Here is a 13,322-nt window from a genome sequence, read left to right as displayed (position 1 = left end):
CCCAAGCTGACAGAAATGTAATCACTGTGGTGGTTCAAATGTGGCAATTTCTGAGCTCGCTTGCCGTAAGAACTCGTTTTTAGTGACGGCGAGCGAGCTCATTCGGGCTCATTACCCCCTCCCCCGAAAGAGTGCCTTCACCTATTTGTGCAACTCATTGGTTGTTTCGCACGGCTTCCCTTTTGACTGATCGGACATAAACGGCATGCATTCCAAAACCTCTAGGCGGACATTCGTTAAAGGCCTGGCCGCTGGTGGCATTCTCAGCGGCCTTGGTCTGTGGCGCACTCCTGTATGGGCAGTGACCAGCCCTGGCCTGCCGAGCGTTCTCACCGGTAACGAATTTGATCTGTTTATTGGTGAAACCCCTGTAAACATAACTGGCTCGCCGCGCACAGCCTTGACCATCAATGGTTCGTTGCCCGGACCTTTGCTGCGCTGGCGCGAAGGCGAGACGGTCACACTTCGTGTGAAAAATCGCCTAGACCAAGACACCTCCATTCATTGGCACGGGATCATTCTGCCCGCCAACATGGATGGTGTACCGGGTTTGAGTTTCCATGGCATTGCGCCCGATGGCATGTACGAGTACAAATTCAAGGTGCATCAGAACGGTACGTATTGGTACCACAGCCACTCTGGTTTGCAGGAGCAGGCAGGCGTTTACGGTCCAATCGTCATCGACTCGAAAGAGCCTGAACCTTTTCAATACAACCGTGACTATGTAGTGATGTTGACTGACTGGACCGATGAAGATCCTAGTCGCGTCATGGCCAAGCTCAAGAAGCAATCGGACTACTACAACCACCACAAACGTACCGTGGGCGACTTTATCGACGACGTCAGCAAGCAAGGTTGGTCTGCTGCCGTGGCCGATCGGAAGATGTGGGCTGAAATGAAAATGAACCCCACTGATCTCGCAGACGTCAGTGGGGATACTTACACCTATCTCATGAATGGCCAGGCGCCTAACGGTAACTGGACCGGTATTTTCAAGCCGGGCGAGAAGCTGCGCCTGCGCTTTATCAACGGCTCGGCCATGAGCTATTTCGACGTCCGCATCCCTGGTTTGAAAATGACCGTTGTGGCGGCTGACGGTCAACATGTCAAACCTGTCAGCGTCGATGAATTCCGCATCGCCGTGGCAGAAACGTATGACGTGATCGTAGAACCTGCCAGCGAAGAGGCTTACACAATCTTCGCCCAGTCCATGGATAGAACCGGTTATGCACGTGGAACCTTGGCAGTTCGCGAAGGATTAAAGGCACAGGTACCTGCGATCGATCCTCGGCCGCTTTTGACCATGGATGACATGGGTATGGGCGGTATGGCGGGCATGGACCATGGCAGCATGGCTGGTATGGGCGGCGGCGATATGAAACAAGGTGACATGTCAGGCATGGCTGGCATGGACCACAGCAAAATGGCGGGAATGGACCAAAGTGACATGACCGGGATGACCGGCATGGACAGCGGTGACATGACTAACATGGCCGGTATGGACCACAGCAAGATGGCGGGAACGGACAAAGGCGACATGTCCAACATGGCTGGCATGGACCACAGCAAGATGGCAGGGATGGGCGGTATGGGTGGCGAAATGCAGACTCACCCAGCGTCCGAAACCAACAATCCCTTGGTTGACATGCAAGCCATGAACCCAACGCCAAAGCTAAACGATCCAGGCATCGGTTTGCGGAACAATGGTCGTCGAGTGCTCACCTACTCAGATCTGAAAAGCACTTTCCAAGACCCTGACGGTCGCGAACCCAATCGCACCATTGAGCTTCATCTGACCGGTCACATGGAGAAGTTTTCGTGGTCCTTCAACGGCATCAAATTCTCTGACGCCGAGCCGCTTCGTCTGAAGTATGGGGAGCGTCTGCGTATCACCCTAGTGAACGACACCATGATGACCCACCCCATCCACCTTCACGGCATGTGGAGTGACCTTGAAGATGAGAACGGCAAGTTCATGGTGCGCAAGCACACAATCGACATGCCACCAGGTACCAAGCGCAGCTATCGAGTCACCGCCGATGCCTTAGGTCGCTGGGCCTATCACTGCCACCTGCTTTTCCATATGGAAATGGGCATGTTCCGTGAAGTACGGGTTGATGAGTAAAGGAGACGATCTGTGAGCACATACCTAAATCGTAAATCGCTGGTCGGTTGCCTCTTTGCCGTCAGCTTGATGGGTGGACTCTCGTCTGTGGCGCTGGCAGTCGAAGATAGTAGTGAGCATTCACCTGCTACTCCTGCGAAAACAACGAGCAAACCTGCAACTGCGACAAACGAGTCAAAGACCGATCACGGGTCAATGGACCACAGCAAGATGAGCCATGAGTCGATGGATCATGACCAAAAAACCAAAAAGGCAGATTGAGATCATGACCAGTAAGTTTTTACGCCCAACGTTGATGGCACTGGCAGTCTCTACCAGTCCTGCTTTCTTTGTCGTGGCTCACGCCGCTGAAGAGATGGATCACTCCAAGATGGACCATGGCTCAATGGGAGCGATGGACCATAGCAAGATGGGGGCTATGGATCACAGCAAGATGAGTATGGATGACGGGCAAATGGACGGAATGGAAAGTATGGATGGAGGGGCGACTACCACCAGTCGAACCCCAGTCCCCGTACTAACCGACGCTGACCGTGCAGCCGCCTTTCCAGATGTTGCTGGTCATGGTGTCCACGACAAAAAACTCAACTCCTTCATGCTGCTGGATAAGTTTGAGTACCAGGATGCTGACAACGGTAGTGCATTGGCCTGGGATGCAAAAGGATGGATCGGCGGTGACGTTGACCGACTGTGGTTGCGCTCGGAAGGCGAACGTACCAATGGCGTAACGGAAAACGCTGAACTCTCAGCACTTTGGGGGCACTCCATCGGTCCATGGTGGGATGTCGTCACCGGCGTACGACAAGACTTCAAGCCCGGGTCACCACAAACTTGGGGAGCGCTCGGTATTCAGGGCATGGCCCTCTATAACTTTGAAGCCGAAGCGACTGCCTACATCGGTGAGAACGGTCAAACCGCTGCTCGACTGGAAGGCGACTACGACATTCTGCTGACCAATCGCCTGATTTTGCAGCCGACGGCCGAAGCCAATTTTTACGGAAAAAATGATCCTCAGCGCGGCATTGGGTCTGGATTGGCAAACACCGAAGTAGGACTCCGATTGCGTTATGAGATTGTTCGCCAATTTGCCCCTTACATTGGGGTTAGCTGGAGCCGCTCCTACGGCAATACGGCAGACCTGGCCAGCGATGAAGGAGAGGATGCGAACGAGGCGCGATTTGTCGCCGGTGTTCGGATGTGGTTTTGAGGGCATGACATGAAAAGAACATTGAAAACATTGACTGCTGCCGGGGTGGTCGCCGCAATAGTAGGTGCCGGCGTGGTGTATTTTGGTGTGATCAATGTTGGGGCGGATGATCCACATTCCGATCCCGTTTACGCCCTACTTTCCACTGCTCGGGATCGCTCGATCGAAGTGCGCTCACGCGACATTAAAGTCCCCGACCTGAGCGAAGAAGCTCTCATCCGCGCAGGTGCTGGCAACTACAACGCTATGTGCATCGGTTGCCATCTGGCTCCGGGTATTGCAGGAACCGAGTTAAGTAATAGCCTTTACCCTGCACCTCCGAATCTTTCAAAACTGGGCGTTGATGGAAACCCTGCCGCAGCTTTCTGGATCATCAAGCATGGAATCAAATCCACAGGCATGCCCGCTTGGGGTAAAAGCATGGCCGATCCCTACATATGGGGAATGGTCGCTTTTCTCCAGCAGCTGCCTTCATTGGATGCAGCGCAATACAACGCTCTAGCAACCAGCAGCGGTGGTCATCAACACGGTGGTGGCGAGAGCAAAATGCATAACCATGAAGGCCAGCATGAGGGCCAAAAAGGGGCTGTCGCTGGGCATCATGATGCGGGTGTAGCCGAAGAGATAGCCGAAGCAGGCGACCATCGTGGCGAGAGAAACAGCGCCCATGCCCATGAGGCGGCCGCAGCGCCTTCTCAGGATGAAAGTACCGAACACGCCCATCCTCAGGTTGTGGAGGCTTCACATGACGCTGCTGCAACTCCGGCCGTTCAGCCAAACACTCATACCCACGCTGATGGGAAGGAGCATACCCATGCGAAATAACTTTCTTCGTCCCGGTCGGGCACTTCGCCTCGCTGCATTCGCGGCTCTGTTTATCAGTTCAGCTGGTCATGCAGCAGAGTCGCTGACGATCGATGTCCATCGTGACGCTAACTGTGGATGCTGCAAGAAGTGGATCCAGCACCTTGAAGCTAACGGCTTCACCGTCGTTGATCATGTAGAAACCAACATGAGCGCGGTCAAGCAGGATCTCGGTGTTGCTCCACGACTCTCGTCCTGCCACACAGCAATGATCAATGGAAAGTTTGTTGAAGGTCACGTGCCCGCCGAGCAAATCATTGCTATGAGCAAACGTGACGACCTTCTCGGGATCGCCGTTCCTGGCATGCCGGCTGGATCTCCAGGCATGGAAGTCAACGGAAAACATGATGCTTATCAGGTAATCGGCCTGACCAAAGCCGGCACGGATCAGGTTCTTGCTGAATACCCCGGTAATTAATCTGGCCCTGTCCATCTAACACTGCATGGCTACCGTCCACTATGGCCATGCAGCGAGAAATGCTTTGTCCATTACGTGTTCAAGCAGTAGAAGAAGTCATAAGGGGGCCGAGGACATCAGCAAGGGAGGACGCAGTACTACTGTGGCCTAAACTGCGGCGTTCAATTGTGCTTTTTTTGCAGGCTTTTCAGGCGCAGGGTCGCGCGTTGTACAGCGGCCATCTTTTCTGGACGCTTCATCCGCTTCCATTTTCTGATGTCTTCCTTGGTGCGACCGCAGCTCAAACATAGTTCGCTGTTCAGCTGGCAAACGGAAATACATGGGTTTTCGATGTCCTTGGCCATGGTTTAACTCCGCGTGGATCGTGTACGTGTTAAACGCTGCCGCCAGTCACCGGCATTTGACCGCTGACATTGCTCTTCAGTATCGAAATGCACGTTGGCCGACACCTGATTGACGTGAACATTCGCTTCACTTAACGCCAGGGTCGTCAGTTCGAGCATCCGCTTGTCTTGCCCATTGGCAAGCACCTCATCCCTGCTGGCATCGGTGTCGAAGACCCAAACAATCATCAGACTGGAGGGAAATCGTTCGTAATCCACATCGTGAGTCAACCAAGAGAAGCCCTCTATCTCCGCCTTGGCCGTCTCGCAGGCCTTGGACAGGGCCGCAATCAGACGACGTTCGATTTGCGCCTGATCCCGTTTGCTCAAAAGCATATCTCGATCCTTATTTTCATTTCAGTCGACTATGCGTTCATTTCTAGGCCGGAACGGAGACTTGCACCGGTGAGTCAGCTCCCGGCTTCGTGCGGTACTCAACAGTCAGATGCGTGACCTCATGAACCGTAGCAAGCCGGTCTCGTATGTCTTCGGTTTTCACTGCTGGGCTACCCAGAACACTCACAATCGCGGCCCGGGCTTGCGGCCCCACCTGCCAGACATGAAGATCAATGATCGAAGCATCTCCCGGTCGCTCAACCAGTTCACGAATCTCTTCAGCGACATGATCATCTGTCTGGTCGAGCAATACACCCGCAGTCACCCGCATCAACGACCAAGCCCAGCGTGCAATAACAACTGCACCCACAATCCCCATTGCAGGGTCGAGCCATACCCAACCGAGGTATCGGCCAGCAAGCAGAGCAGCGATGGCCAGAACCGAGGTCAGGGCATCTGCAACAACGTGAACGTAAGCAGAGCGCAAATTATTGTCTTGACCATGCGCATGGTGAGATTGATCGTGGCCGTGGTCATGCCCATGGTGATGATCATGTCCGCCAGAAAGCAAAAGCGCGCTCACCACATTCACTGCTAATCCGACAACTGCGATAAGAGTCGCTGTCCCGAATTGCACTTGAGTCGGTTGAAAGAGACGGAATAGCGATTCTCCAGCAATTCCCAAGGAGACCAGTCCCAAAATCAGAGCAGAGGCGAAGCCACCCAAGTCCCCCACCTTGCCAGTTCCAAAACTGTAGCGAGCACTTGAGGCATGTCTTTTTGCGTAACCGTAAGCAGCTGCGGCTATGCCAAGTGCTCCAGCGTGCGTTGCCATGTGAAAACCATCGGCCAGCAACGCCATTGAGCCAGTGAGATAACCTGCGGTGATTTCAGCAACCATCATTACGACGGTCAGAGCCACTACCCACAAGGTCCGCTTGGCGTTTTCTTCATGTGATTTCCCCAGGAACATATGGTCGTGGGAATAGCCGGTGTACGAATTACTCATCTGGGCAAATCCTATTTGGAATAGCGGCGAATGGCTTCGAGAAGCTCATCGACGCCTTTCGCTCTTTCTTCGTTGCTGAGTGTCGGATTCGCGACGTGTTCACGAGCGTGGTCTTCGATGATTTCATCCATCAGCCCATTGATAGCGCCACGGGTCGAAGCGACCAAAAGCAAGGTTTTCGAGCAGTCATCATCAGAGTCGAGTGCTCGCTCAATCGCCTGGATTTGCCCAGCGATTCGCTTTACGCGCTTAAGAAGATTGTCTTTGCTCGATCTCACATGACCCATACCATACCCCCCTTACCTATAATGAAAGTATGATCACACGTTCCAACTAGCCATACAAGCCAGGGAGGGAATACATCCGACCGGCAGCGTCGCAGCATTTGAATGCTGCAATCGAAACATTGAACACGTCGCCTCGCCGTGCAGAACCAATACAAGCCGATGGACGAGCCCGTACTTCAATCATTCGATAGATGGCGTAGCGCCTATTTCTTGAGCTGCCATGGACTATGATTTAAAATCGAACCGTATCCCCCCAGGGGGGATATTCACATTGAACAGAGACGAAACCAGCCGATTGCGTCTCTTCGTGAAAAGTTCGGTAACCGCCTGGTCACACGCTTCGCCACCTGAGATCTTCCATGCTGAAAATCCTAGCCAACCGAACCTACCGTCATCTCTTCCTGGCCCAAGTAATTGCGCTCGTCGGGACTGGGCTCGCCACTGTCGCTCTGGGCCTGCTGGCGTTCGACCTTGCGGGCGCCCAAGCAGGCGCTGTCCTCGGTACAGCACTGGCGATCAAAATGACGGCCTACATTGGCGTGGCGCCCATTGCAGCAGCTTTTGCAGAACGTCTGCCTCGCCGGGCCATGCTGGTCTCATTGGACTTGGTGCGGGCCTTGGTCGCGCTCGCTCTGCCGTTTGTGACGGAAGTCTGGCAGATCTACGTGCTGATTTTTGTTCTCCAGTCAGCCTCGGCGGCGTTCACCCCGACATTTCAGGCAACCATTCCAGACATCCTGCCGGATGAAGACGACTACACCCACGCCTTGTCGCTATCACGTCTGGCCTATGATCTTGAAAGTGTCGCCAGTCCGATGCTCGCCGCCGCGTTGCTGACCGTTATCAGCTTCCATAACCTGTTCGCCGGCACGGTTATCGGTTTCCTCGCTTCAGCGGCCTTGGTCGCCACAGTGGTGCTGCCCAAGGCGAAGCCGACGCCACGACGCAGCATCTACGAACGAACTACCCATGGCATGCGCATATTCCTAGCGACACCCCGCCTGCGAGGGCTGCTGGCTCTCAACCTGACGGTAGCAGCCGCCAGTGCCATGGTCATCGTCAATACGGTGGTGCTGGTGCAGTCGCGCTTCGCTCTACCACAGAGTTCTACGGCACTCGCGCTGGCCGCGTTTGGTGGCGGCTCGATGATCGCTGCCTTGGTCTTGCCTCTCCTGTTGAAAAATATAAAAGACCGAACGGCGATGCTGTTTGGCGGAGGAATTTTGGTAGTAGGCTTGGCCGTTGGTATCAACCTGACCACGTACACCTTCCTGCTGCCGCTGTGGATGGTGCTCGGTGTGGGCTATTCGCTGGCCCAGACCCCGAGCGGTCGACTGTTGCGTCGCTCGGCGCATACCGAAGATCGCCCGGCGTTGTTTGCCGCGCAATTTGCGCTATCGCATGCCTGCTGGTTGATTACTTATCCGCTGGCGGGATGGCTGAGTGCCAACATCAGCCTCACTGCGTCGTTTGTTGGGCTCGCTGTCGTGGCCGGTAGCGCACTGGTGGTCAGCATTGTGATCTGGCGTCCGGCTCATGACCAAGAGTCGATCAAACACACCCATGAGAACCTGCCAGTCGATCACACCCACCTCGACGGACAAGATGGCGTGACTCACGAACACCCTTATGTGATCGACGACCAGCATCGCCGATGGCCAGATAGACAACCGTAAGCTCCTCAGATTTGCTAAGGCTGTTTGGTCGGTTTTCAGACCAGAAACCGTAGTGCTTGCAGCGCGGCAAGGTGGCCCGGATAGAACCAGTATCCCCATTGCCTTACCGGCCAGACCTTGAAGGTGAATGTCTGACGTAGAAACCAGAGTCCAATCAGGGGAGCAGCGAACGCAGTGCTCAAGGCCAGCAACGAATAGAGTTCCAAATCCAACGCTCTGGCCGCGATACTGCTACGAGTATTGCTCAACAGGCATAGAACCGCTGGCAGCAACCAAACCACACCGGGTTTCTTGATCGCTAGTAAGACAGCCGCAGGAACGAGTGCCCCGTAAAATCCATACATCAATGGATCATCCAGCACATAGGCAACTGCGGCGGCGACCAACGCCATTGCACCGCTCAACAAAGTGCGATGCTGCCAACCCAAAGCAATCACCAACCCTAGCGCCAGGGTGACCAGCACGTTGAATGATCCCGAAGTGCTGATATAGCGGTAAGGCACTTCTGAAATCGCGGCGAACAACAACATCAACGCAAGGTATCGACCGTTCGCGGCAGTCAGTAACTCACCTGGTTTCGAGCGCGCTACGTTGGCCGCAATGGCGACGCAGAACAGCGGAAAGGAAAGCCTCCCCGGAATGAACAGATAGCTCATCTCCGGCCACACCAACCGCAAATGATCGATGACCATGGTCAGCATCGCCAGCCACTTGATCAGATCCAGGCTGCTGCTTCGGCTCTTGAGCGCGGCATGGAGGGGCGTATGAGCCGTCGTCATGCCCACCCCAGTGTGACGGCCATCAACACGAGATAACGCACGCCCTTGGCTAAGGTAACGATCAGAAGGAAACTCCAGAATGGCTCGCGCATGACTCCGGCGACGACCGTCAGTGGGTCGCCAATGATGGGCACCCAGCTCAACAGCAACGACCAGTGCCCGAAGCGCAGGTAGGACTGCTGGGCTTTTTCGAGCTTGCTCTCTCTCACCGGGAACCAGCGTTTGTGGCGCAAACGCTCAATGGAGCGACCCAACATCCAATTCAGCGTAGAGCCGAGAACGTTGCCGAAGGTGGCGACCGCCAAAAGTGTAGATGCGACGTACCGGTCGGTGAGCAACATCCCGACCAGCACGGCTTCAGATTGCATTGGCAGCAACGTGGCGGCACCGAATGCCGCCAGGAACAGACCAACGTAGCTGGTGAGTTCAAACACTCGGACGTCACCTTATGCGTTCAGGCCGACCCAGCCATGGAAACCTACGTACAGACCTACACCGATGATCAACACGCTGGACAGATACGGTGCACGACGAGCCACGGTGCCCAGCCACGGCCAGCGGTTAGAAGCCTGTTTTGCACCAATGGCCGCCGCAGCTCCCACCGCCACCAAGGTGATCGCCAAGCCGATGCTGAAGCACAGAACGAGCATGCCACCCAGCGCCACTTCTTTAACCTGAAGGCATAGCAATAGGACGGTAATGGCGGCAGGGCACGGAATCAGACCTCCAGTCAGACCGAACATGACGATCTGGCCCGTGGTGACCTCGCGGTTGGTGAAGCGTTTACGGATATCGTTGGCATGCGCACGTTCGTGCGCATCCTGATAGCCGTCAATCGACAACTCCAGACCTTCCAGTTCGGAATGCGCATGCCCGTGATCATGCTCCTGGTAGTCCAAGTCATAATCATGGGAGTGCCCCGCATGCCCAAGACTCAAGCGAGCACTGAACTCATGAGGCTCCGGGATATCGACTGCCGACTCCAGGAAACCTTCGCGCTCGACGAAAGAGAACGATTGGGTGCTGCCGTCGGGACGGGTCGTCATCAGGTGAACATCTGAGGCAGTCCAGGCGTGTCCGGTCACTGTCTTCAGGCGCCAATGCGGAGGCATGCCTTCTTCAAAGATCGACAGTTCGATGCGGCCATGGCCGGTATCGACTCGGTGGGTTTCATCATGATGGCCATGCTCGCCTTGGTGGTGATCATCACCTTGCTCGAACTTGAACATCTGCTCACCGCGCCAGGTACGCCACAGCATCCAAAGCGCAATCACGATAATCAGTGCAGAGGACGCGAGCTGAAAGTACGGCTCAGTGGTTTGAGCGTCCAGACCTTGGCCCAGGTACATGCCGCCGATGGCGACCAACCACACCACAGCGGTGTGCGACAGCGTTGCGGCCAAGCCCAACAAAACGGCCTGTTTGACCGAGCCACGGATGGCCACGATGAAGGCCGCCATCATGGTTTTTGAATGGCCCGGCTCCAGGCCATGCAAGGCACCGAGCAAGATAGCGCTCGGGAAGTACAGCCAGGCGTGAGCCCCGCCTTGTCGCAGCAGTTCAGCGAAGTTGGGCATGTCAGACCTACAGGTACTTGGTGATTTGCTTGAAGGCTTCCAGGGGGGCGCGCTCGCCATTGTTCAACGCCGAGACGGTGTCCTCCAGGCAGTGATCGATGTGATCCTGGATGAGCGTGCGCTTGGCTTGGCACACCGCTTTTTCAACCGCATGCAGCTGCTGGGCAATGTCCACGCACTGACGCCCCTCTTCGATCATGGCGATGATGCCGCGTAAATGGCCGTCCGCCCGTTTGAGGCGCTTGATGATCGCCTCATGACTTTGGTGGGTGTGGGGATGGCTGTGTTCGTGTTCGTGCTCACTCATGACTTGAGCCTCAGGCCTCAATGAATTACGCTGGCATCCTATCCCCCCTAGGGGGATGTGGTCAAACGCATGAAAGCCCTATAAAACGAGTTGAAATCCGAACGCCATGTTCAGCAGAACCCTGACAACGACGGTGGTAATCGCGCTTGCTCTCGCCATGTTTGTGGCCTGGGCCGGGCATACCTATACGTTGTCAGTGACATCGAAACAGCCAGCCTGGGAGATTGCGCAAGACGCCCATCACTCCCATGAACAGCAAGCCGAGATGTCGTGTGCGAGCTGCTCGGATCACTATCACTCCCCGTTGACCCCTGACCATCAGCACGAAACACCACAACTCACCTCTGCGTTGAGTTTGGCTGCGCAACCGAAGCTCTCTATACGGGTTGATGCGCCACGCTATTCCGTTCCCCGTCCGCCGATTTTCTTGATCGAGCGGCCACCCCGTCCTTCGTTCGCATCCTGACCATGGCCGCACTGCGGCCTTTGATCCCTGCAACGTAGGATTGATCTATGCATTCGCACTCGATGAGCGGCGTTGTCGCATTCACTGCGCCATCGCACCGCCCGCTACTGCTGTTGTTTTTATTTGTCGCCGCACTTTTCCTCGGGATGCCCGAGGCGATGGCTCACGCCGTCGCGGAAGGTGACAAGGGTTTCATCCAGGAAAGTTCCGGCGTCATGCTGCTGCCCTTCATCTACATGGGCGCCAAGCACATGATGACGGGCTACGACCACCTGCTGTTTCTGTTCGGGGTGATCTTCTTCCTCTACCGCCTGAAAGACGTGGGGCTTTACGTCACGCTATTCGCTGTAGGCCACTCGGTCACGCTGCTGCTTGGCGTACTGACCGAGGTCAGCATCAGCTCGTACATCATCGACGCCATCATCGGTTTCTCGGTGGTGTACAAGGCGCTTGATAACCTCGGCGCGTTCCAGCGCTGGTTCGGTTTCCAACCCAACACCAAAGTGGCCACGTTGATCTTCGGCCTGCTCCACGGTTTTGGTCTGGCGACGAAGATCCAGGAGTATGAGATCTCCCCTGATGGCCTGATTCCGAACCTGATCGCCTTCAACGTTGGCGTTGAGATCGGCCAATTGCTGGCCCTCAGCGCAATTCTCATTCTGATGGGGTATTGGCGTCGCACCGGCAGTTTCTGGCGCCACGCCTATACCGCCAACGTCGCCATGATGAGTGCCGGTTTCTTCCTGATGGGTTACCAGATCACCGGCCTGTTTGTCTCCGCGTAAGGAATTCTGACCATGTTCAATACTCCGCTTCCAACTGTTAATGAATTGCCTAGCACTCGCAAACTGGTGCGTTCGACTGTCATTGCACTACTGACTGCGGTCGGCCTGCTGGTGACAGTGGTTATGCCTTCGGAATATGCCGTTGATCCTACGGGTGTGGGCCGAGCACTGGGACTGACCCAGATGGGCGAACTGAAGATCATCCTTGCCCAAGAGGCGTTGGCGGATGCCGCGCCGCCGCAAGCAGTAGCTCCAGCTCCAGCTCCAGCTCCAGCTCCGCAGGTTGCGCAAGTCCAACCTATTGCGAAACCTGTTGATCAGCCAGTGGCGACACCTACCCCAGCTCTGAAGACCAATCAAATGAGCGTCACGCTCAAACCTGGTGAAGGGACAGAAATCAAACTGGATGTCCTGAAGAACAAGACTGTCAGCTATGAATGGACAGCCGTTGGTGGGCCTGTGAACTATGACACCCATGGAGAGCCCTACAACGGTGAAAAGGGTTACTTCCACAGCTACAACAAGGGCAAGCAGGTCAAAAGTGATAAGGGCGAATTCACTGCCATTTTTGATGGCACCCATGGTTGGTTTTGGCGCAATCGCAGCAACAACGACGTGACCATCGCACTGAAAACGACCGGCGATTACTTGAGCGTCAAACAGTAATCCGAAGCAGCGATGGCTGTTCTATTGCCGAAAATGCACCGTTCAGCCTGACCACAGATCATTTATTTCATCCATTTTTTGAAGAGTCCTTCCATGAAAACCACAACAACGCTGATTCGCTCAATGCTCCTGATCTGTTTCCTTGGCCTGATGACGGCATGCGGTGGCGGAGAGAAAGGAGCAACCTCCGAGAGCGCTGAGCACGGACACTCACACGAGTAACACCCTGAATAAAACAAGGCCGCATTTGCGGCCTTGTTTATTCCTAAATCTTTCTTGCGTGCCCAATTCCATCACTCGGCTCAGCGGCAGCTTGGAAGTATTAAGGTTGCTGTTAGCGTTTCTCAGCAAAAAGGCGAACGGGCGTTACCTCCAACACTTGCCGGCCTTAACTCGAATGTCGCTTGCTCTGATAGCAATCGGTTTCGAGCATTCTC

General features: G+C 55.1%; 16 protein-coding genes and 1 pseudogene. 8 read left to right on the top strand and 9 right to left on the bottom strand.

Annotation, left to right across the window (positions count from 1 at the left end):
* Positions 1-205: 205 nt before the first annotated feature.
* The 5 genes from PMI01S_RS01105 to PMI01S_RS01090 are packed head-to-tail and all read left to right on the top strand — an operon-like array spanning position 206 to position 4,614.
* On the top strand, positions 206-2,125 hold the full coding sequence (locus tag PMI01S_RS01105; protein ID WP_084317638.1) for a copper resistance system multicopper oxidase: 1,920 nt from the start codon (positions 206-208) through the stop codon (positions 2,123-2,125).
* A gap of 12 nt (positions 2,126-2,137) precedes the next feature.
* Positions 2,138-2,386, top strand: a complete 249-nt coding sequence (locus PMI01S_RS30790) for a hypothetical protein (RefSeq protein WP_174602641.1) — start codon at positions 2,138-2,140, stop codon at positions 2,384-2,386.
* Positions 2,358-3,332: a copper resistance protein B gene (locus PMI01S_RS01100; protein ID WP_084317637.1), complete on the top strand. Its 975-nt coding sequence runs from the start codon at positions 2,358-2,360 to the stop codon at positions 3,330-3,332. The genes PMI01S_RS30790 and PMI01S_RS01100 overlap by 29 nt, the downstream gene beginning before the upstream one ends.
* Positions 3,333-3,341: 9 nt before the next feature.
* Positions 3,342-4,157: a c-type cytochrome gene (locus tag PMI01S_RS01095; RefSeq protein ID WP_084317636.1), complete on the top strand. Its 816-nt coding sequence runs from the start codon at positions 3,342-3,344 to the stop codon at positions 4,155-4,157.
* Positions 4,147-4,614 carry a DUF411 domain-containing protein gene (locus PMI01S_RS01090; RefSeq protein WP_084317635.1) on the top strand — a complete coding sequence of 156 codons (468 nt, stop codon included), beginning with the start codon at positions 4,147-4,149 and terminating at the stop codon, positions 4,612-4,614. Before PMI01S_RS01095 ends, PMI01S_RS01090 begins: the two co-directional genes overlap by 11 nt.
* Before the next feature lie 161 nt (positions 4,615-4,775).
* Here the strand turns inward: PMI01S_RS01090 and PMI01S_RS01085 are convergent, their stop codons facing one another.
* The 4 genes from PMI01S_RS01085 to PMI01S_RS01070 are packed head-to-tail and all read right to left on the bottom strand — an operon-like array spanning position 4,776 to position 6,629.
* On the bottom strand, positions 4,776-4,958 hold the full coding sequence (locus PMI01S_RS01085; RefSeq protein ID WP_084317634.1) for a DUF1289 domain-containing protein: 183 nt from the start codon (positions 4,956-4,958) through the stop codon (positions 4,776-4,778).
* Positions 4,959-4,961: 3 nt separating this feature from the next.
* Positions 4,962-5,333 (bottom strand): hypothetical protein, encoded by a 372-nt coding sequence (locus PMI01S_RS01080; RefSeq protein ID WP_084317633.1) that lies wholly within the window; start codon positions 5,331-5,333, stop codon positions 4,962-4,964.
* 43 nt (positions 5,334-5,376) lie between these two features.
* Entirely contained in the window at positions 5,377-6,342 is a 966-nt protein-coding gene (gene dmeF, locus PMI01S_RS01075; protein WP_084317632.1) for a CDF family Co(II)/Ni(II) efflux transporter DmeF, read from the bottom strand.
* Between the two features lie 11 nt (positions 6,343-6,353).
* Positions 6,354-6,629 carry a metal/formaldehyde-sensitive transcriptional repressor gene (locus PMI01S_RS01070; protein WP_028621219.1) on the bottom strand — a complete coding sequence of 92 codons (276 nt, stop codon included), beginning with the start codon at positions 6,627-6,629 and terminating at the stop codon, positions 6,354-6,356.
* Positions 6,630-6,988: 359 nt separating this feature from the next.
* Here PMI01S_RS01070 and PMI01S_RS01065 point away from each other — a divergent pair, with 359 nt between their 5' ends.
* Entirely contained in the window at positions 6,989-8,305 is a 1,317-nt protein-coding gene (locus tag PMI01S_RS01065; protein ID WP_084317631.1) for an MFS transporter, read from the top strand.
* 35 nt (positions 8,306-8,340) lie between these two features.
* Here the strand turns inward: PMI01S_RS01065 and PMI01S_RS01060 are convergent, their stop codons facing one another.
* From PMI01S_RS01060 to PMI01S_RS01045, 4 genes are read right to left on the bottom strand one after another with little or no spacing between them, the layout of a single operon-like run.
* The gene (locus PMI01S_RS01060; protein ID WP_084317630.1) at positions 8,341-9,084 is read right to left on the bottom strand and encodes a TraX family protein; all 744 of its coding nucleotides are present in this window, start codon (positions 9,082-9,084) and stop codon (positions 8,341-8,343) included.
* Entirely contained in the window at positions 9,081-9,518 is a 438-nt protein-coding gene (locus tag PMI01S_RS01055) for a YqaA family protein (RefSeq protein WP_084317629.1), read from the bottom strand. The genes PMI01S_RS01060 and PMI01S_RS01055 overlap by 4 nt, the downstream gene beginning before the upstream one ends.
* Before the next feature lie 12 nt (positions 9,519-9,530).
* Complete coding sequence (locus PMI01S_RS01050; RefSeq protein ID WP_084317628.1) at positions 9,531-10,661, bottom strand: nickel/cobalt efflux protein RcnA; 1,131 nt, start codon at positions 10,659-10,661, stop codon at positions 9,531-9,533.
* A gap of 7 nt (positions 10,662-10,668) precedes the next feature.
* On the bottom strand, positions 10,669-10,968 hold the full coding sequence (locus PMI01S_RS01045) for a metal-sensing transcriptional repressor (protein WP_047528761.1): 300 nt from the start codon (positions 10,966-10,968) through the stop codon (positions 10,669-10,671).
* A 513-nt stretch (positions 10,969-11,481) separates the two neighbouring features.
* Here PMI01S_RS01045 and PMI01S_RS01035 point away from each other — a divergent pair.
* Together PMI01S_RS01035 and PMI01S_RS01030 are read left to right on the top strand one after the other, a co-directional pair.
* Positions 11,482-12,219, top strand: coding sequence for a HupE/UreJ family protein (locus PMI01S_RS01035; RefSeq protein ID WP_084317626.1), 738 nt, complete (start codon positions 11,482-11,484; stop codon positions 12,217-12,219).
* 12 nt (positions 12,220-12,231) lie between these two features.
* Positions 12,232-12,885, top strand: a complete 654-nt coding sequence (locus PMI01S_RS01030) for a transmembrane anchor protein (protein ID WP_084317625.1) — start codon at positions 12,232-12,234, stop codon at positions 12,883-12,885.
* A 210-nt stretch (positions 12,886-13,095) separates the two neighbouring features.
* Here PMI01S_RS01030 and PMI01S_RS31900 read toward each other — a convergent pair.
* Positions 13,096-13,245 (bottom strand): annotated as a pseudogene (locus PMI01S_RS31900) (hypothetical protein); the annotation flags it as partial.
* Positions 13,246-13,322 lie beyond the last annotated feature (77 nt).

It is taken from the genome of Pseudomonas migulae NBRC 103157 (assembly GCF_002091715.1).
Classification (GTDB): Bacteria; Pseudomonadota; Gammaproteobacteria; order Pseudomonadales; family Pseudomonadaceae; genus Aquipseudomonas; species Aquipseudomonas migulae_A.
This window is presented reverse-complemented; position numbering and strand designations above follow the sequence as displayed.